The following is an 18,060-nucleotide window of genomic DNA, read 5'->3' on the forward strand; positions in this document are numbered from 1 at the left end:
GTGCCTCTCAAGCTGCGGAGCGGATCAGGCTGCGGTGATGCGGCGGCAGCGGCTGGGAGAGCGTCGTGATCAGCTCCTGGATCGAACTCAAATTATGTACCGGGCGGAATTCGTCAACGTGGGGAAGCATCATTTTGATGCCCTGCGCCTTGGCCTCGAAGCCGCCAAACCGCAACAGCGGGTTGAGCCAGATCAGCCGACGGCAGGAGCGGTGCAGTCGGTCCATCTCGAAGGCGAGCCTCGAATCGGCCTCCCGCTCCAGCCCGTCGGAGATCAAGAGCACGATGGCGCCCTGGCTCAGCACGCGCCGGGCCCACAATTTGTTGAAGTTGTGCAGCGAGGCCGAGATCCGCGTGCCACCGGCCCAGTCCTCGACCGAGGCCGAGCAGCTCGCCAGCGCCTCGTCGGGATCGCGCTGGCGCAGCGCGCGGGTGACGTTGGTCAGCCGCGTGCCGAACAGGAACACCGAGACGCGCTTGCGCGCGTCGGTGATCGCATGCAGGAAATGCAGGAACAGGCGGGTGTATTCGCTCATCGAGCCAGAGATATCGAGCAGCGCGACGATCGGCGCCGGCTTCTCGATCCGCCCAAGCCGATGGAGGTCGATGATGTCGCCGCCGGTGCGTAATGACGCGCGCAGCGTCCGGCGCAGGTCGAGGCGCAAGCCCCGCGGATCGGGCCGCTGCCGGCGCGTCAGGAGCTCGGCCTGCGGCAGATGCATCCGCTCGACGGCTTGGAGTGCCTCGGCGATCTCCGCCGCACTCATCTGCGCAAAATCCTTTTTCTGAAGGATCTCCTTGTCGGAGACCGACAGGCGCAGGTCTTGCTCCTGATGCTGCGGCGTCTCGGTCATGCGCGGCTGCGACATCGCCTCCTGGACGCGGCGGGCGCCGGCCTGCGGCTTCTTCTTCGCCTGCTCCGGCAGCGGCACCGAATCCAGCATGTGCTTCCATTCTTCCGAGGCGCGGAAGAACAGGTTGAAGGCTTGGCTGAAGATCAGCGCATGCTCATGGCGCTTGACGAAGATCGCCTCGAGTGTGGTGAAGACATCCGACCGGTTGCCGATGTCGATCACCTGCAGCGCGCTCATGGCATCGATGACGGCGCCCGGCCCGACCGGCATGCCGGCCGCACGCAGCGCGCGGGCGAATCCGACGATGTTGTCGGCGAACTGCTCGGTCCGCTCGGGGGCAAGGTGGTTGATGGCCATGGTCTATCCTCGCTCCGTCATTCCGGGGCGCGAGTGAAACGAGCGAACCCGGAATCTCGAGATTCCGGGTTCGCGCTGACGCGCGCCCCGGAATGACGAACTCAATGGACGCGTATCAATTCTCGCTCGTCGCTTCCTTCAGCACCTTCTGCAAGGCGTCGCCCTGCATGCGGGTAATGTCGTCCTGGTATTTGAGCAGCGCGCCCAGCGTGTCGCCGACCACTTGCGGGGTCAGCGAGCGGGCATCCAACTCCGACAGCGCGGTGGCCCAGTCGATGGTCTCGGCGACACCCGGCGACTTGTAGAAGTCCTGGTTGCGTAGCGCCTGCACGAAGCGGACGACCTGCTGCGACAGCTTGGCGGAGATGCCGGGCACGCGCGTCTTGACGATCGCAAGCTCGCGCTCGGCGGCGGGATAATCGACCCAGTGATAAAGACAGCGCCGCTTCAGCGCGTCGTGGATCTCGCGGGTGCGGTTGGAGGTGATGATGACGATCGGCGGGTGCGGCGCCTTCACGGTGCCGAATTCGGGGATGGTCACCTGGAAGTCACTGAGGATTTCGAGCAGGTACGCCTCGAACGCCTCGTCGGCGCGGTCCAGCTCGTCGATCAACAGCACCGGCGGGCCGGCGACATCGGGCTCCAGCGCCTGGAGCAGCGGCCGCTTGATCATGTAGCGATCGGCAAAGATGTCGCTCGAGAGCTGCTCGCGATCGGTGTCGCCGGCGGCTTCCGCCATCCGGATCGCGATCATCTGCGCCGCGCTGTTCCACTCGTAGACCGCGGAGGAGACGTCGAGACCTTCGTAGCACTGCAGGCGGATCAGCTTCCGCCCCAGCGCCGCCGAGAGCACCTTTGCGATCTCGGTCTTGCCGACCCCGGCCTCGCCCTCCAGGAACAGCGGCCGGCCCATGCACAGCGACAGATAGGTTACCGTCGCCAACGACCGCTCGGCGAGATAGCCGCGCGACGTCAGGAGTTCGAGCATCGCATCGACCGATGCCGGCATGGCACCGGAAGTATTGGCCGCTGAATTCATGAAAAGCCAGTCTCGTTTACGCCCGCACCGGGCAAATATTGGGCCGATGAGTGAGGCCCATCATTCCTTGGCATTGGCAGCGTCGACGGCGCGCCGCGTCATCACCCCGATGAGGTGCGCGCGGTATTCGGCGCTGCCGTGGATATCGCTGTTGAGGCCTTCCGCCGGCACCGCGATGCCTTCCAGCGCCTTCGAGGCGAAGCGCTTCTTCAGGGCCTCCTCGAATGCGGTGACACGGAACACGCCTTCAGACCCGGCGCCGGTGACGGCAACACGCACGTCCGAAGGACGCCGCGCCACGAACACGCCGACCAGCGCGTAGCGCGAGGCCTGGTTGCGGAATTTGATGTAGGCCGCCTTTTTCGGCAGCGGGAACATCACCTTGGTGATGATCTCGTCGGCTTCGAGCGCCGTCGTGAACAGGCCCTGGAAGAACTCTTCCGCCTTGAGACGGCGCTTGTTGGTAACGATGGTGGCCCCCAGCGCCAGCACCGCAGCCGGATAGTCCGCGGTCGGATCGTTGTTGGCGAGCGAGCCGCCGATCGTGCCCTTGTGACGCACGGCGGGATCGCCGATCCCGCCGGCAAGGTTCGCCAGCGCCGGGATCGCCTCACCGACGACCGCGGAGGTCGCGACCTCGGCGTGCTTGGCGGTGGCGCCGATCACCAGCGAGCGGCCCTTCATCTCGATCGTGTTAAGCCCCTCGATGTGGGAGAGGTCGACCAAATGCGGCGGGCTTGCGAGGCGCTGCTTCATGACGGGAATCAGCGTGTGACCGCCGGCGATCACCTTGGCGTCCTCGTTCTTCACCAAGAGGTTGGCCGCCTGGCGAACGGTCCCAGGGCGATGATATTTGAATTCGTACATCTGAATGTCCTGATCGCGGGATGCGCGTTACGCGAGATCGGATTTCGCCATCGCCTTGGCGCCGGCGGAGATCGAGGTGACGATGTTCTGATAGCCCGTGCAGCGGCAGAGATTGCCTTCGAGCTCCTCACGAATTGTATGGTCGTCGAGCTCGTGGCCCTTGCGGTGCACGATGTCGATCGCGGTCATGATCATGCCTGGCGTGCAGAAGCCGCATTGCAGGCCGTGGTGCTCGCGGAAGGCCTCCTGCATCGGATGCAGCGGCGCGCCGTCGGCGGCCAGTCCCTCGATCGTCTTGACCTCGTGACCATCGGCCATCACGGCAAGCGTGGTGCAGGACTTCACGGCCTTGCCATCAAGATGCACGACGCAGGCGCCGCACTGCGAGGTGTCGCAGCCGACATGGGTGCCGGTCAGCCGCAGATTCTCGCGCAGGAACTGCACCAGAAGCGTGCGGGGATCGACATTGGCCGTCACAGGATTGCCGTTCACGATGAGGGAGATTTTTGCCATAAGCACTCTCTATCAGCGCCCCGACGGGTCCCGTCGAAGCGGTTCTTATAATTATTCCAACCCATCATATGGGCCATTGTCCCCTGGGGCAACATCACCCCGGACGCAAGCCGCCATGCCGAAAGGCGATAGGTTTCAGCCCTGTACCGCCTTGGCGAAGTTCGCAAAAAATTCGTCGGCCAGCTTCTTGGCGGCACCATTGATGAGGCGCTGGCCGAGCTGCGCCAACTTGCCGCCGATCTGCGCCTCGACGTCATAGGAGAGCAGCGTACCGCCGTCCTTCTCCGCGAGCTTGACCGCGGCCCCGCCTTTGGCAAAGCCGGCCACCCCACCCTCGCCTTCGCCAGAGATCTTGTAGCTGTTCGGCGGGTCGAGATCTGAGAGCATCACCTTGCCCTTGAAGCGCGCCGACACCGGACCGACCTTCATTTTTGCCGTTGCGCGAAAGCCGCCGTCGTCGGTCTTCTCCAGCTCCTCGCAGCCGGGGATGCAGGCTTTCAGGACCTCGGGATCGTTGAGCTTGGCCCACACGGCCTCGCGCGGCGCCGCAAGCTGGACTTCGCCGTTCATCGTCATGGCCATGAGGTGCCTCCCGGATCGCGTAACTATAGTGCTGATCAAGTAACGCAGGGACGCGGCAAAGGAAAGGGCGCGGCCGGGTCACGTGCAATGCATATTCGCAACTGCAAAAAGACGTGTGCGGGCGGTTGGGGATTGGCACAGCCGGGCCTTGATGATTAGGTCGCGCGCACCATGAGCACATCCCTCTCCCCCCTGCTCGCGCCGATGCTGTCGAGCGCCGCCATGCGCGCGGTCTGCGACGATCGGTCTACCCTGCAGAACATGCTCGATTTCGAGGCAGCCTTGGCACGCGCCGAGGCTGCCACAGCTGTGATTCCGGCATCCGCAGTGGGCCCGATCGAGGCGGCGTGCAAGGCCGATTCCTTCGACATGGCCGCACTGGCCGAGGCCGCGACGCGATCGGGCAATCTCGCGATTCCCCTGGTCAAGACGCTGACCGCCAATATCGGCAAGAAAGATGCGGAGGCCGCGCGCTACGTGCATTGGGGCGCGACCAGCCAGGACGTCATCGACACCGCAACCATGCTGACGCTTCGCGCCGGCATCGCGGCGCTGGACGTCGACCTCAGCCGCGCCATCAAGGGCTTTGCCGCACTGGCGCGCAGCCATCGCAACACCGCGATGGTGGCGCGGACCTGGCTCCAGCACGCGCTGCCGATGCCGTTCGGGCTGAAGGCGGCGGAATACGCGTCAAGCCTCGCCCGCGCGCGCTGCCGCCTGCGGCGGCTCTCCCGTGACGGCCTCGCGCTGCAATTCGGAGGTGCTGCCGGCACGCTCGCCGCACTCGGCGGCAACGGGCTCGCGGTGGCCGAACGGCTGGCGCAGGAGCTCGATCTGCCGCTGCCCGAGGCGCCCTGGCATACCCATCGTGACCGCGTCGCTGAGGCTGCCTCCTGTTTCGCAATTCTCGCCGGCAGCTGCGGCAAGATCGCACGCGATGTCTCGCTGCTGATGCAGACCGATGTCGCCGAGGCGTTCGAGCCTGCCGGCGAAGGTCGCGGCGGCTCATCGACCATGCCGCACAAGCGCAACCCGGTCGCCGCCGCAAGCGCGCTCGGCGCAGCCAACATGGCGCCGCAGCTCGCCGCGACGATTTTCGCTGCGCAGGTGCAAGACCACGAACGCAGCGCCGGACCCTGGCACGCGGAATGGCCGACGCTGCCGCAATTGATGCTGGTCACCTCGGGCGCGCTGGCCGCCATCGTCGATATCGCCGAGGGTCTCGAGGTCGATGCGGCGCGCATGCGCAGCAATCTCGATGCGACGCACGGGTTGATCATGGCCGAGGCGGTCACCTTTGCGCTCGCCGAGAAGATCGGCAAGAGCAATGCACATCATCTCGTCGAGGCCGCCAGCAAGCGCGCGGTCGCCGAGAAGAAGCATCTGCGCGAGGTGCTGTCAGGCGATTCGCAGGTCACCGCGCATCTGCCGCCGGAAAAAATTGCGGTATTGTTCGAGCCGATGGCCTATCAAGGGGCGTCACAGGCACTGATCGATCGCCTGCTCGACAGCCTCGATCAAGACTAATCATTTGAGCATGATCTATTCGGAAAACCCGCTCCACACTTTTCCGGATCATGCTCTAGATACGGAGACGCCGCATGCCCATGATCGATGCCGACGGTTGCCTGCTCAACGTCTCCGTTGAAGGCCGCGACGGCGGGCCGACCTTGATGCTGTCGAACTCGCTCGGCTGCACGCTGCAGATGTGGGAGCCGCAGATGAAGGCGCTGACGCAGGTATTCCGCGTCATCCGCTACGACCGCCGCGGCCATGGCAAGTCCAATGTTCCGCCCGGCCCCTACACGATGGAGCGCTTCGGCCGCGACGTGCTCGCGATCCTCGACGACCTCAACATCGAGAAGGTGCATTGGTGCGGCCTGTCGATGGGCGGCATGGTCGGGCAATGGCTCGGCGCCAATGCCCCTGAAAGGTTCGGCAAGCTCATCCTCGCCAACACCTCCTGCTATTATGCCGAGCCGACCAGATGGCTGGAACGGATTGACGCTGTGAAGAAGGGCGGCATCGCGGCGGTCGCCGATGCCGTGCTCGCGGGCTGGCTGACACAGGATTTCCGCGAGCGCGAGCCTGAGATCACCGCGAAGATGAAATCGATGCTGCTGGCGTCGCCGGTCGAGGGTTACCTTGCCTGCTGCGAGGCGCTGTCGACGCTCGACCAGCGTGAGTTGCTGCCCAAAATCATGAGCCCGACGCTGGTGATCGCCGGCCGCCATGACATGGCGACGCCGATCTCGGCGGCCGAGCTGATCCGCTCGAACATTCCCGGCGCGAGCATGACCATCATCGACGCCGCGCACATTTCCAACGTCGAGCAGCCGCATGCGTTCACGGATGCGGTGGTGGGGTTCTTGACGCAGCGTTGATCGCGCCCATTGTCATTCCGGGGCGCCTCGAAGAGGCGAACCCGGAATCTCGAGATTCCGGGTTCGATGCTTCGCATCGCCCCGGAATGACTGATCCGGAGAAACAACATGGACGACCAGAAGCGCCGCGATGCCGGCATGAACGTGCGCCGCAAGGTGCTGGGCAATGCCTGGGTCGACAAGTCGATCGCGAACCGCAACGCCTTCAACACCGATTTCCAGGACCTGATCACCCGTTACGCCTGGGGCGAGATCTGGACGCGACCGCATTTCGACGAGCGCACGCGGCGCGTGCTGGTGATCGGCACCATGGTCGCGCTCGGGCAATGGGACGAATTCCGCCTGCATGTGCGCGCGGCGCTCGCCGAGGGCGGCTTCACGCCCGACGACATCAAGGAGATCCTGCTCCAGCAGGCGATCTATTGCGGCGTGCCCGCGGTAAACCACGCCGTCAAGGAAGCCTCAGTGATTGTGCAGGAGCTCGGCCTGCTCAAGTCGTAGCGGCTCAAGACTTGGTGGCGCGGCGGACTCGGCGGTCTTTGGTGCCGCCTCCGGCCGCTCGATCACCAGCACGATCGCAGCCCCCAGCAGCAGCAGCAGCTCGGTGGCATGCAAGCGGAGGGCGGCCATCTCGCCGACCTTCGAGGCCATGACCATGCTCGCAAACGAGATCAGGCTGCCGATCGCCAGCGCAATGCCGAGCGCCTCGTCACTGCCGCCATTGCTGCGGGTCCGGGGAATGCACAGCAGCGCGAGATGGATCGCAAAGAACGCCACCACCGTCAGCCGTCCGAGCGCCAGCAGCCAGGCGGCACGCACCGTGTCCATCCCCGCCATCTGGAGATGGTCGCTCAGAAACAGCGCCACGGCGACGCTCGGCCGCTCGTAAAGGCCGTGCACCGGTGCAACAAAGATGTTGAAGGCAACGAGGGCCCAGGCCGGAATGAAATAGGCCGCCAGCAGCGCGCCGTTGACCGAGCCGATCCGCCAATTCCTGAACATGCCGCTACCCGTGTCGTTGGCCAAAGCCTTCGAGGGAAGGCTTTGCCGGGAGCTAACTCGCATCAGACTGTGGCGGCAATTTAAACCCTTTGTTTACCTTAACTGGCCCCGCAGACTCCGTCATTCCGGGATGGTGCGTTAGCACCAGACCCGGAATCTCGAGATTCCGGGTTCGGCTCTTCGAGCCGCCCCGGAATGACGGAGTAACACGCAAAAGAAAAAGACCCCGCCTTGCGACGGGGCCCTTCCTACTCCTGGGCTCTCAAACTATTCGCCCTGACCGCGCTGGCCACCCTGCTGCTGACCGGGACGGTCGCCCTGGCGCATCGGGTCCTGCTGCTGCTGTCCGGGTTTCTGGCCGCCACCCTGCTGCTGTTGCGGGTTGCGTTGGCCGGGGTTCTGACTCTGCTGACCCGGATTCTGGTTCTGCTGCTTCGTCATTCGGGGAAACTCCCTTGTTGGACGTCAGAGGGAAGACAACGGCCAGCATTCACTTTGGTTGCCCCGGAAACCGGTTCCGTCCCCGACGGGAACCCGAGCGCGAAATGATTTCTGTACAAGCCTTTGTGCCGAGGCTTGGCCAGTTGCAGCCGCCAGTTCCCTCCTGTTACAAAACCGGAAGAACGCTCAAGGGCTGCCGGGGCCCAAGAACTCTCTGCAAGAGCTCCCTTTGAGCCGCGACAAGTTTGGGTAACGGCAGCTTATGGATTATTTCGCCCAGCAGCTCATCAATGGCCTCGTGCTCGGCTCGATCTACGGCCTGATCGCGATCGGCTACACGATGGTCTACGGCATCGTCGGCATGATCAACTTCGCCCATGGCGACATCTTCATGATCGGCGGCTTCATTGCGCTGATCACCTTCCTGATCCTGATCTCGCTCGGCCTCACGGCCATCCCCGTGATCCTGCTCGTTGTGCTCTTGGTCTCGATGGCGATCACGGCGCTCTATGGCTGGACCATCGAGCGCATCGCCTACCGGCCGCTGCGCCATTCATTCCGCCTCGCCCCGATGCTGTCGGCGATCGGCATGTCCTTCGTGCTGACCAATTATTCGCAGGTGACGCAAGGCGCCCGCGTCAAGCCGATCCCGCCCTTCATCACCGGCGGCTACACGCTCCATGAGAGCCCGGACGGCTTCGTGATCCAGCTCTCCAACATCCAGATCATGGTGGTCATCACCACCATCGTGCTGCTGGCGATCTTCACCTGGCTGGTCTCGCGCACCCGGCTCGGCCGCGACATGCGCGCCTGCGAGCAGGACCAGACCATGGCGGCGCTGCTCGGCGTCAATGTCGACCGCACTATTTCCATGACCTTCGTGATCGGCGCGGCGCTCGCCGCGGTCGCGGGCCTGATGTACCTGCTCTATTACGGCCTGGTCGATTTCTTCATGGGTTTCGTCGCCGGCATCAAGGCCTTCACCGCCGCCGTGCTCGGCGGCATCGGCTCGTTGCCCGGCGCCATGCTCGGCGGACTTGCGATCGGACTGATCGAGACGTTCTGGTCGGCCTATTTCTCGGTCGAGTACAAGGACGTCGCGGCGTTCTCGATCCTGATCGTCGTGCTGATCTTCATGCCGACCGGCCTGCTCGGCCGTCCCGAAGTCGAAAAAGTCTGACGGACCGGCCGCGTGACAGCTCCCTCGACCAATACGGCCAAACCTGCAACGGGCATCGCCGCCCTTCTCAAGACCGCCTTCACCAACGCCCTGGTCGCGCTGGTGCTGTTCTCGCTGATGGTCGGCATCCGCACCGAGGCGGGTTCCTCCGGCCAGCTCACCTACTGGACCCGATTCGGCGAGCTCGCCTCCCTCGTCGCCGTGGTGTTCGGGGGCTCGATCGTGATCGAGCTGCTGCGGCAATGGATCGGTCCGACCGGCGCCGAGAGGCTGGTGCCGCCAGCAGTGCAGAGCGGCATGTCCTTGATCGGCGGCTACCTCACGCCGGCGCTCCTGATCTTCACGCTGCTGGTGCCCGTGATCTTCTATGACCAGCGCTACATCCTCGATCTCGCGATCCTCGTGCTCACCTATGTGATGCTGGGCTGGGGGTTGAACGTCGTGGTCGGGCTCGCCGGCCTGCTCGATCTCGGCTACGTCGCCTTTTATGCAGTCGGCGCCTATTCCTATGGACTGCTCGCCACCAATTTCGGCTGGTCGTTCTGGGTCTGCCTGCCGCTCGCCGGCATCCTCGCCGCGTTCTGGGGCGTGCTGCTCGGCTTCCCCGTGCTCCGCCTGCGCGGCGACTATCTCGCCATCGTGACGCTCGCCTTTGGCGAGATCATCCGCCTCGTCATCATCAACTGGCAGGAGCTGACCGGCGGCCCGAACGGCGTCTCCGGCATTCCCCGCCCCTCCTTCTTCGGCATCCCGCTCGACAACAGCGATGACGGGTTCGCCGCCAAGTTCGGCATCGAATACTCGCCGACCCACCGCATCGTCTTCCTGTTCTATCTGATCCTGGCGCTTGCGCTCCTCACCAACTGGGTGACGATCCGCCTGCGTCGCCTGCCGATCGGGCGGGCATGGGAGGCCTTGCGCGAGGACGAGGTCGCCTGCCGTGCGCTCGGCATCAACACCACGACCACCAAGCTCACGGCGTTCGCGACCGGCGCCATGTTCGGCGGCTTCGCCGGTGCGTTCTTCGCCACCCGCCAGGGCTTCATCAGCCCGGAATCCTTCACCTTCCAGGAATCGGCGCTGGTGCTCGCGATCGTCGTTCTCGGCGGCATGGGCTCGCAGCTCGGCGTGGCACTTGCCGCGCTCGCCATGATCGGCGGCTTCGAGCTGTTCCGCGGCCTCGAGACCTACCGCATGCTGGTGTTCGGCATGGCGATGGTGCTGATCATGATCTGGCGGCCGCGCGGCCTGATCGGCCACCGCGCGCCGACCGTGTTTCTGACCAAGGCGCAGGCGATCTCCTCCGACCTCGTCAAGGAAGGGCACGGATGAGCGGCGACAAGATTCTCAGTGTCGACCGGCTGACCATGCGTTTCGGCGGCATCGTCGCCGTGCAGGATCTCTCATTCGCCGCCGAGCGGAAGAAGATCACCGCGCTGATCGGGCCTAACGGTGCCGGCAAGACCACGGTCTTCAACTGCATCACCGGCTTCTACAAGCCGAGCGGCGGCACCATTCGCCTCACTCATGACGACGGCCGTGTCATCGCGCTGGAGCGGCTGAACGATTTCCGCATCGCCAAGCAGGCCAAGGTCGCGCGCACGTTCCAGAACATCCGCCTGTTTCCCGGCATGACCGCGCTGGAAAACCTGATGGTGGCGCAACACAACGCGCTGATGCGCGCCTCCGGGTTTACCTTGCTCGGTCTTGTCGGCGTCCCCGCCTACCGCGACGCCGAGAAGCGTGCGATCGATCTCGCCACCGACTGGCTCAGGCGGGTCAACCTGCTCGACCGCGCCGACGACGCGGCCGGCAATTTCGCCTATGGCGACCAGCGCCGGCTGGAAATCGCGCGCGCAATGTGCACCGAGCCCGCCCTGTTGTGCCTGGACGAACCCGCGGCCGGCCTCAATGCGCGCGAGAGCGCGGCCTTGAGCGAGCTCCTGCTCTCGATCCGGGACGAGCTCGGCACCTCAATCCTGCTGATCGAGCACGACATGTCGGTGGTGATGGAGATCTCCGACCACATCGTGGTGATGGACCATGGCGAGAAGATCGCGGAAGGCACGCCGCGCGAGGTCCGCGACGATCCCAAGGTGATCGCCGCCTATCTCGGCACCGACGAGGACGAGGCCGTGGCCGTGATGGAGAGCGGGACGTGACATCGGCGACCACTCCCCTGCTCGCAATCCGCGGTCTTCGCGCCGCCTACGGCAAGATCGAGGCGCTGAAGGGCGTCGACGTCGAGATCAATGCCGGCGAGATCGTGGCCTTGATCGGAGCCAATGGCGCCGGCAAGTCGACGCTGATGATGACGATCTTCGGCAAGCCGCGCGCCCGTGCCGGCCAGATCCTCTATGAAGGCCGCGACATCACCGACGTGCCCACCCACGAGATCGCCCATTTGCGCATCGCGCAATCGCCCGAGGGCCGCCGCATCTTCCCGCGCATGAGCGTTGCGGAAAACCTTCAGATGGGGGCCGACTCCACCGGATGCACCGAGGCCGAACGCGAGGCGATGCTGCAACGCGTGTTCACGCTGTTTCCGCGGCTGAAGGAGCGCTATGCCCAGCGCGGTGGAACCTTGTCCGGCGGCGAGCAGCAGATGCTGGCAATCGGCCGCGCGCTGATGAGCCGCCCCCGCCTGCTCCTGCTCGACGAGCCCTCGCTCGGGCTGGCACCGCTGATCGCACGCCAGATTTTCGATGCGATCCGCACCTTGAACCGGCAGGACGGCCTGACCGTCCTGATCGTCGAGCAAAACGCCAACCATGCGCTCAAGCTCGCCCACCGCGGCTATGTCATGGTCAATGGCCTGATCACGCTGGCCGGGACCGGCAGCGAATTGTTGCAGCGCCCCGAGATTCGCGCTGCCTATCTGGAAGGCGGCCGCCACGGCTGACCGAGCCCTAAGGCGGTCGAGTGCGGCCGAATGTGGCGAGATATCTCCGCCAATGCTCGTATTTTGCCGGTGACTTCTCCTCGAATTCATTCAAGAATGGCGGCGGTTTGAACCGGGCATTCCCGGCAACTTCCACAGGCGACCACCCGCGAGGTATCTCATGAAATCACTGAAGCTCATCGGTCTGGCATTCGGCGCATCGATCGCGCTGTCGAGCGCGGCATTCGCGCAGGATGTCACCGTCGCAGTCGCAGGCCCGATGACCGGCGGCGAGTCCGCCTTCGGCCGCCAGATGAAGAACGGCGCCGATATGGCCGTGGCCGATATCAATGCCGCCGGCGGCGTCAACGGCAAGAAGCTCGCGCTCTCCGTCGAGGACGACGCTTGCGATCCCAAACAGGCGCGCTCGATCGCCGAAAAGATCGCCGGCGCGAAAATCCCGTTCGTGGCCGGGCACTATTGCTCCTCGTCGTCGATCCCGGCTTCGGAAGCCTATGCCGACGGCAACGTTCTGCAGATTACGCCGGCCTCGACCAACCCGCTGTTCACCGAGCGCAAGCTCTGGAACGTGGCTCGAGTCTGCGGCCGTGACGATCAGCAGGGCCTGATCGCGGCGCAGTACATCGCCAAGAACTTCAAGGGCAAGAACATCGCGATCCTCAACGACAAGACCACCTACGGCAAGGGTCTTGCCGACGAGACCAAGAAGGCACTCAACAAGGCCGGCATCACCGAGAAGATGTACGAGTCCTACAACAAGGGCGACAAGGACTTCAACGCGATCGTCTCGCGCCTGAAGCGCGACAACATCGACCTCGTCTATGTCGGCGGCTATCATCAGGAGAGCGGCCTGATCCTGCGCCAGATGCGGGACCAGGGCCTCAAGACCGTACTGATGGCCGGCGACGCGCTTGCCGACAAGGAGTACGCCTCCATCACCGGCCCTGCCGGCGAGGGCACGCTGTTCACCTTCGGCCCCGACCCGCGCAACAAGCCGACCGCGAAGAAGATCGTCGAGGCTTTCAAGGCCAAGAACATCGACCCCGAGGGCTACACCCTCTACACCTATGCGGCGATGCAGGTGTGGTCGCAGGCGGCCAAGAAGGCCGGCACCACCGACGCCAAGAAGGTCATGGCGGCGATAAAGGCCGGCAAGTGGGACACCGTGATCGGCCCGATCGAATATGACGCCAAGGGCGACATCAAGCAGATCGACTACGTCGTCTACAAGTGGGATGCGAAGGGCGGCTACGCCGAGATCGTGGGCGGCGGCACCTGAGACAGCAAGCGCCTTTCATCGAATCACGCCAGACGCCCCGGTTCGCCGGGGCGTTTTCGTCTTGATTAGACAGCCGCCTGTTCGTCGGCGCCCGCCCGGCTTCGGGCCGCCTTGAGCGCCCACAGCAGATCGTTCGGCCGGAACGGCTTTTGCAGGCACACCACGTTGGCGAGATCTGGCGCCTCGCCGATGAAATCCAGAGCGGTCATGCCCGAAATCGCAACGATCGGGAAGCCGGGAGCCTGGTCGCGGATCGAGGCGATGACACCGATGCCGCTGGTGTCATTCAGGAAAATGTCGACTATCGCCGCGTCGAAAGGGTCCTCAGCGAAGGCCTTCAGGCCGGCCGCGCCGCTCTCCGCCTCGACCACGTCATAGCGGTTGACCCGGAGCACGATGGCGACCATTGCGCGGACGTCCTTCTGATCATCGATAATGAGAACACGAGCCATGGGAGCAACTCCCGGATCTTGAGATCAAATCGGATGATTCAAGGCTGGAACCCGCCGCAACGGAAGGGCATTATCGCACCGCTCAGTAAAGCGCCTCTTACCTATCCCTATTCCACGGTCTCGCCAGAGTTAAGTAAGCTTTAACCTTCGGTTGAGTCTCTCGGCCGCATTGGATTGAGGATGCGGCCCCCGGAACTGGCTACCATGGAGATCAGGGCTGCCGGATCAAATGGAATTCGCAGGAATGGTCAAAACCGGTCTGCAACAGGTGAAGGTGCCTTCGATCGACCGAAGCACATGTCTTTCGACCCTGCCGGCCGCTCCGCGCGATCGCACCGCAGCATTGGCGATCGTCGGTGTTTCCTCGATCCTGTTCGCGCTTGCGGTGCCCTTTGCCGGCGTGCCGCTCGAGCGGGTGCCGGCCTTCATCGCGAGCTATCAATCAGCACTCGCTGTCTGCGACATCATCACCGCAGTCCTGCTGTTCTCGCAATTTGCGGTATTGCGGACCCGCGCATTGCTGTGGCTTTCGAGCGGCTATCTGTTCACAGCGGCAGCCGCCGTGGTCCACGCGTTCAGCTTTCCCGGCCTGTTCGCGCCGGGTGGGCTATTTGGCTCCGGCCCGCAGACAACCGCCTGGCTCTATATGATCTGGCACGGCGGCTTTCCGCTGTTCGTGCTGGCCTATGTCTGGTGGAAGGGCGCGAACGGGAGCGTCGAAGTCTCGGGTTCGATCCGAAAGGCGATCATCGGCAGCTTGCTTGGTGTCGGCGCCGCGGTGATGGCCTTCACCTGGATCGTTACCGCCCGGCACGACCTGCTGCCGGCACTGCTGAAGCAGGGCGGCGGCTTCACGACGGCGCAGGTGGGCGTGATCTCCTTCGTGTGGTCGTTGAGCTTTGCCGCCCTGGTCGGCCTGTGGTTCAGGCGGCCGCATGCGGTAATCGACGTCTGGCTCATGGCGGTCATGTGCGCCTGGCTGTTCGACATCGCCCTGTCGGGCATCTTCAACAGTGCCCGCTACGACCTCGGCTTCTACGCCGGCCGCCTCTACGGCCTCTGCGCCGCAATCTTTGTGCTCGCGGTGCTGTTGATCGAGAATGTCCGCCTCCAGGCGCGTACGGTCGGCCTTCTCGGCAGGCTGCGCGAGCAGTCGGCTTCGGAACGCGACTTCTACGGCAAGCGCCTTGCGCTCTACGGTGCCGTCGTCGAGTCCTCGAACGACGCCATCATCACCAAGTCTCTCGATGGCGTCATCACCGGCTGGAACAATGCCGCCGAGCACCTGTTCGGCTATTCCGCTGCGGAGGCGGTCGGCAAGCCGATCGACATCATCGTGCCGCCGGATCGCAAGGGCGAAGTCAGGAGCATCCTCAACCGGATCGCCAGCAACGAATCGATCGCCCAGCACGAGACGGTCCGAATCCGCAAAGACGGCCGCCCGCTCGACGTGGTCCTCAACATTTCACCGCTGCGGACCGACGAGGGAGAGATCATCGGCGTCTCCAAGATCGCCCACGACATCACCGAAGAGAAGCAGGCAAGAGAGAAGCTGCGCCGCGAAACCGAAGAACGCCAGCGCATCTTCGAGACATCGCAGGACCTGATCCTGGTCACCGACGGCTATGGCAATTTCGTCCAGGTCAGCCCGAGCGTGAAGGACATCCTCGGCTACAGCCCCGAGGACATGGTCGGGCACATCGCGACCGAGTTCATCCACCCCGACGATCTCGAGAAAACCCGCAACGAGATGCGCGCGGCCCGGCGCGGCCAGAACAAGCGCAGCTTCGAGGCGCGCTACTACCACTATGACGGCCACGAGGTCACGCTGAACTGGATGGGCACCTGGTCGGAGCATGTGAAGCGCCATTTCTTCATCGGGCGCGATCTCACCGAGAAGCAGGCCGCCGAAGCCCGGTTCCGGCAGGTCCAGAAAATGGACGCCATCGGCCAGTTGACCGGCGGCGTCGCGCACGATTTCAACAACGTGCTCACCGTCATCACCGGCACGATCGGCATCCTATCGGACGCCGTCGCCGATCGCCCCGAGCTCGCCGCCATCACCAAGTTGATCGACGATGCCGCCGAGCGCGGCGCGCAACTGACCAAGCATCTGCTCGCCTTCGCCCGCAAGCAGCCGCTTCAACCCCGCGACATCGACGTCAACGCGCTGGCGCTCGAGGCTGCCAAGCTTCTGCATCCGACACTGGGCGAGCAGATCACCATCACCCCGCAGCTCACCGAGGATGCCTGGCCGGCGCTGGTCGATCCGAACCAGCTGTCCACCGCGATCCTCAATCTCGCGCTGAACGCGCGCGATGCGATGCCCGACGGCGGCACCCTGGTGCTGGAGACGCGCAACGTCTTCCTCGACGACGGCTATGCCAGCATGAATGCCGACGTCACCGCCGGCAATTACGTGATGATCGCGGTCAGCGACACCGGCAGCGGAATCCCTGCGGAGCTGATCGACCGGGTCTTCGATCCCTTCTTCACCACCAAGGAGGTCGGCAAGGGCACTGGCCTCGGCCTCAGCATGGTGTTCGGCTTCGTCAAGCAGTCGGGCGGCCACATCAAGATCTATAGCGAGGAAGGCCACGGCACGAGCGTGAAGATCTACCTGCCGCGCTCGACCGGGGTGCAGGAGACCGAGTTCGAGGCGCTCCAGAACGCGCCCGTCACCGGCGGCGACGAGAAGATCCTGATCGTCGAGGACGATGCGCTGGTGCGGCAGTATGTCGTGACGCAGGTCAAGAGCCTCGGCTATACTGCGCTCGAGGCCGCCAACGGCGCCGAGGCCTTGGCCATCATCGACAGCGACGAGACCATCGACCTGCTCTTCACCGACATCATCATGCCCGGCAACATGAACGGCCGCCAGCTTGCTGACGAAGCGGCCCGGCGCCGCCCCGACCTGAAGACGTTGTTCACCTCGGGCTACACCGAAAACGCCATCGTTCATCACGGCCGACTGGATTCCGGCGTGCTGCTATTGGCAAAGCCCTACCGCAAGTCCGAACTCGCCAAGATGCTGAGAATCGCGCTCGCCAGTTGAGCCTGCGGCATCGCTGCGCTATCGCAGATCGCGAATTGCTCTCAACGACGAGGCCGTCTTGAAGAACCTTCTCACCGATATCGCCGGCGTCAGGGTCGGCCATGCCGAAGACGCGAAAGTCGCGTCCGGCGCGACCGCAATTATCTTCGATTCTCCCGCGATCGCCGCGATCGATGTTCGCGGCGGCGGCCCCGGCACACGCGAGGATGCACTGCTCGATCTTGCCAACACCGTCGAGCGCGTCGACGCGATCGCGCTGTCGGGCGGCTCTGCCTTTGGCCTTGATACCGGCGGCGGCGTGCAGGCCTGGCTCGCCGAGCAGGGCCGCGGCTTTCGCGTGCGCGAAGCGCTGATCCCAATCGTGCCGGGCGCCATCCTGTTCGACCTGCTCAATGGCGGCGACAAGGCCTGGGGACGCTTCTCGCCTTATCGCGACCTCGGCTACGCCGCAGCGGCCGCTGCCACCAGCACGGACTTCCCGCTTGGCAGCGTCGGCGCCGGCTTCGGCGCCACCACCGCGACGTTCAAGGGCGGCCTCGGCTCGGCGTCGGCCGTGACGCCGAGCGGAATCAAGGTCGCAGCGATCGTCGCCGTCAACGCCGTGGGCAGCGTCACCGTCGGCAGCGGTCCGTGGTTCTGGGCGGCGCCGTTCGAGATGGACGGCGAGTTCGGTGGACGCGGCCTGCCCGACAAGTTCACCGAGGACATGCTCCTCATGCGTATCAAGGGCGGTCCTGCGGCGAGCGCGCGCGAGAACACCACCATCGGCGCCGTGGTCACCGATGCGGCGCTGACCAAACCCCAGGCGAAGCGGCTGGCGATGATCGCACATACCGGCTTCGCCCGCGCGATCTATCCGGTGCACGCGCCGACCGACGGCGACGTGCTGTTCGCCGCCGCCACGTGCGAAAAGCCGATCGAGCCGCTGGTCGGCCTCACCGAGCTCGGCACGATCGCCGCCAATGTGGTCGCACGCGCGATTGCCCGCGGCGTCTACAGCGCGACGGCCTTGCCGTTTCCCGGCGCGCAGCCGGCGTGGAAGGATCGGTTCGGCTAGAGCATTTCCTCGCTTGATTGAATCGGAGGGATTCCGGTTTTTGGCGGATTGTGATTCAAGATGCTGACTGGATTGGAGGCCAGCATCGCATGACCCG

The 18,060-nt window shown here is 64.5% G+C and carries 18 protein-coding genes; 10 read left to right on the top strand and 8 right to left on the bottom strand.

Annotated features, from left to right (window positions below):
* Positions 1–7 precede the first annotated feature (7 nt).
* From YU9_RS0132025 to YU9_RS0132045, 5 genes are all read right to left on the bottom strand, one after another.
* Entirely contained in the window at positions 8–1,210 is a 1,203-nt protein-coding gene (locus tag YU9_RS0132025) for a VWA domain-containing protein (RefSeq protein WP_027576460.1), read from the bottom strand.
* A gap of 115 nt (positions 1,211–1,325) precedes the next feature.
* Positions 1,326–2,249 (bottom strand): MoxR family ATPase, encoded by a 924-nt coding sequence (locus YU9_RS0132030; protein WP_027576461.1) that lies wholly within the window; start codon positions 2,247–2,249, stop codon positions 1,326–1,328.
* 60 nt (positions 2,250–2,309) lie between these two features.
* Positions 2,310–3,116, bottom strand: coding sequence for a xanthine dehydrogenase family protein subunit M (locus YU9_RS0132035; protein WP_027576462.1), 807 nt, complete (start codon positions 3,114–3,116; stop codon positions 2,310–2,312).
* A gap of 27 nt (positions 3,117–3,143) precedes the next feature.
* Positions 3,144–3,629 (bottom strand): (2Fe-2S)-binding protein, encoded by a 486-nt coding sequence (locus YU9_RS0132040; RefSeq protein WP_027576463.1) that lies wholly within the window; start codon positions 3,627–3,629, stop codon positions 3,144–3,146.
* A gap of 135 nt (positions 3,630–3,764) precedes the next feature.
* Positions 3,765–4,211, bottom strand: coding sequence for a carbon monoxide dehydrogenase subunit G (locus YU9_RS0132045; RefSeq protein WP_027576464.1), 447 nt, complete (start codon positions 4,209–4,211; stop codon positions 3,765–3,767).
* Between the two features lie 171 nt (positions 4,212–4,382).
* Between YU9_RS0132045 and YU9_RS0132050 the strand changes: the two genes are divergently transcribed.
* From YU9_RS0132050 to YU9_RS0132060, 3 genes are all read left to right on the top strand, one after another.
* The gene (locus YU9_RS0132050) at positions 4,383–5,738 is read left to right on the top strand and encodes a 3-carboxy-cis,cis-muconate cycloisomerase (RefSeq protein ID WP_027576465.1); all 1,356 of its coding nucleotides are present in this window, start codon (positions 4,383–4,385) and stop codon (positions 5,736–5,738) included.
* Positions 5,739–5,812: 74 nt separating this feature from the next.
* The gene (gene pcaD / locus YU9_RS0132055) at positions 5,813–6,595 is read left to right on the top strand and encodes a 3-oxoadipate enol-lactonase (RefSeq protein WP_027576466.1); all 783 of its coding nucleotides are present in this window, start codon (positions 5,813–5,815) and stop codon (positions 6,593–6,595) included.
* A 108-nt stretch (positions 6,596–6,703) separates the two neighbouring features.
* Entirely contained in the window at positions 6,704–7,096 is a 393-nt protein-coding gene (locus YU9_RS0132060) for a carboxymuconolactone decarboxylase family protein (RefSeq protein WP_027576467.1), read from the top strand.
* On the opposite strand, the gene YU9_RS0132065 is transcribed toward YU9_RS0132060, so the two are convergent.
* Positions 7,058–7,597, bottom strand: coding sequence for a hypothetical protein (locus YU9_RS0132065; RefSeq protein WP_027576468.1), 540 nt, complete (start codon positions 7,595–7,597; stop codon positions 7,058–7,060). The genes YU9_RS0132060 and YU9_RS0132065 overlap by 39 nt on opposite strands.
* A 267-nt stretch (positions 7,598–7,864) precedes the next feature.
* Positions 7,865–8,038, bottom strand: coding sequence for a hypothetical protein (locus tag YU9_RS49310; protein WP_198028333.1), 174 nt, complete (start codon positions 8,036–8,038; stop codon positions 7,865–7,867).
* 262 nt (positions 8,039–8,300) lie between these two features.
* On the opposite strand from YU9_RS49310, the gene YU9_RS0132075 reads away from it, so the two are divergent.
* The 5 genes from YU9_RS0132075 to YU9_RS0132095 all read left to right on the top strand — a co-directional run bounded on the left by YU9_RS0132075 (position 8,301) and on the right by YU9_RS0132095 (position 13,399).
* On the top strand, positions 8,301–9,218 hold the full coding sequence (locus YU9_RS0132075; protein WP_027576469.1) for a branched-chain amino acid ABC transporter permease: 918 nt from the start codon (positions 8,301–8,303) through the stop codon (positions 9,216–9,218).
* Positions 9,219–9,230: 12 nt separating this feature from the next.
* Positions 9,231–10,550, top strand: coding sequence for a high-affinity branched-chain amino acid ABC transporter permease LivM (gene livM / locus YU9_RS0132080; RefSeq protein WP_027576470.1), 1,320 nt, complete (start codon positions 9,231–9,233; stop codon positions 10,548–10,550).
* Positions 10,547–11,380: an ABC transporter ATP-binding protein gene (locus YU9_RS0132085; protein WP_027576471.1), complete on the top strand. Its 834-nt coding sequence runs from the start codon at positions 10,547–10,549 to the stop codon at positions 11,378–11,380. The genes livM and YU9_RS0132085 overlap by 4 nt, the downstream gene beginning before the upstream one ends.
* Positions 11,377–12,120: an ABC transporter ATP-binding protein gene (locus YU9_RS0132090; RefSeq protein WP_027576472.1), complete on the top strand. Its 744-nt coding sequence runs from the start codon at positions 11,377–11,379 to the stop codon at positions 12,118–12,120. The genes YU9_RS0132085 and YU9_RS0132090 overlap by 4 nt, the downstream gene beginning before the upstream one ends.
* A gap of 160 nt (positions 12,121–12,280) precedes the next feature.
* Positions 12,281–13,399: a branched-chain amino acid ABC transporter substrate-binding protein gene (locus YU9_RS0132095; protein WP_027576473.1), complete on the top strand. Its 1,119-nt coding sequence runs from the start codon at positions 12,281–12,283 to the stop codon at positions 13,397–13,399.
* Between the two features lie 65 nt (positions 13,400–13,464).
* Here the strand turns inward: YU9_RS0132095 and YU9_RS0132100 are convergent, their stop codons facing one another.
* Entirely contained in the window at positions 13,465–13,851 is a 387-nt protein-coding gene (locus YU9_RS0132100; RefSeq protein ID WP_027576474.1) for a response regulator, read from the bottom strand.
* A 244-nt stretch (positions 13,852–14,095) separates the two neighbouring features.
* On the opposite strand from YU9_RS0132100, the gene YU9_RS0132105 reads away from it, so the two are divergent.
* Both YU9_RS0132105 and YU9_RS0132110 read left to right on the top strand, forming a co-directional pair.
* Positions 14,096–16,906, top strand: coding sequence for a PAS domain S-box protein (locus tag YU9_RS0132105; protein ID WP_027576475.1), 2,811 nt, complete (start codon positions 14,096–14,098; stop codon positions 16,904–16,906).
* A gap of 58 nt (positions 16,907–16,964) precedes the next feature.
* Positions 16,965–17,963: a P1 family peptidase gene (locus YU9_RS0132110; protein ID WP_027576476.1), complete on the top strand. Its 999-nt coding sequence runs from the start codon at positions 16,965–16,967 to the stop codon at positions 17,961–17,963.
* Positions 17,964–18,060 lie beyond the last annotated feature (97 nt).

This window comes from Bradyrhizobium sp. WSM1743, assembly GCF_000473065.1.
Taxonomy (GTDB): domain Bacteria; phylum Pseudomonadota; class Alphaproteobacteria; order Rhizobiales; family Xanthobacteraceae; genus Bradyrhizobium.

Excerpts from the sequence above, each read along its gene's own strand:
- YU9_RS0132025 (WP_027576460.1), bottom strand. The coding sequence starts at position 1,210 with ATGGCCATCAACCACCTTGCCCCCGAGCGGACCGAGCAGTTCGCCGAC.
- YU9_RS0132030 (WP_027576461.1), bottom strand. The coding sequence starts at position 2,249 with ATGAATTCAGCGGCCAATACTTCCGGTGCCATGCCGGCATCGGTCGAT.
- YU9_RS0132035 (WP_027576462.1), bottom strand. The coding sequence starts at position 3,116 with ATGTACGAATTCAAATATCATCGCCCTGGGACCGTTCGCCAGGCGGCC.
- YU9_RS0132040 (WP_027576463.1), bottom strand. The coding sequence starts at position 3,629 with ATGGCAAAAATCTCCCTCATCGTGAACGGCAATCCTGTGACGGCCAAT.
- YU9_RS0132045 (WP_027576464.1), bottom strand. The coding sequence starts at position 4,211 with ATGGCCATGACGATGAACGGCGAAGTCCAGCTTGCGGCGCCGCGCGAG.
- YU9_RS0132050 (WP_027576465.1), top strand. The coding sequence starts at position 4,383 with ATGAGCACATCCCTCTCCCCCCTGCTCGCGCCGATGCTGTCGAGCGCC.
- pcaD (WP_027576466.1), top strand. The coding sequence starts at position 5,813 with ATGCCCATGATCGATGCCGACGGTTGCCTGCTCAACGTCTCCGTTGAA.
- YU9_RS0132060 (WP_027576467.1), top strand. The coding sequence starts at position 6,704 with ATGGACGACCAGAAGCGCCGCGATGCCGGCATGAACGTGCGCCGCAAG.
- YU9_RS0132065 (WP_027576468.1), bottom strand. The coding sequence starts at position 7,597 with ATGTTCAGGAATTGGCGGATCGGCTCGGTCAACGGCGCGCTGCTGGCG.
- YU9_RS49310 (WP_198028333.1), bottom strand. The coding sequence starts at position 8,038 with ATGACGAAGCAGCAGAACCAGAATCCGGGTCAGCAGAGTCAGAACCCC.
- YU9_RS0132075 (WP_027576469.1), top strand. The coding sequence starts at position 8,301 with ATGGATTATTTCGCCCAGCAGCTCATCAATGGCCTCGTGCTCGGCTCG.
- YU9_RS0132085 (WP_027576471.1), top strand. The coding sequence starts at position 10,547 with ATGAGCGGCGACAAGATTCTCAGTGTCGACCGGCTGACCATGCGTTTC.
- YU9_RS0132095 (WP_027576473.1), top strand. The coding sequence starts at position 12,281 with ATGAAATCACTGAAGCTCATCGGTCTGGCATTCGGCGCATCGATCGCG.
- YU9_RS0132100 (WP_027576474.1), bottom strand. The coding sequence starts at position 13,851 with ATGGCTCGTGTTCTCATTATCGATGATCAGAAGGACGTCCGCGCAATG.
- YU9_RS0132105 (WP_027576475.1), top strand. The coding sequence starts at position 14,096 with ATGGTCAAAACCGGTCTGCAACAGGTGAAGGTGCCTTCGATCGACCGA.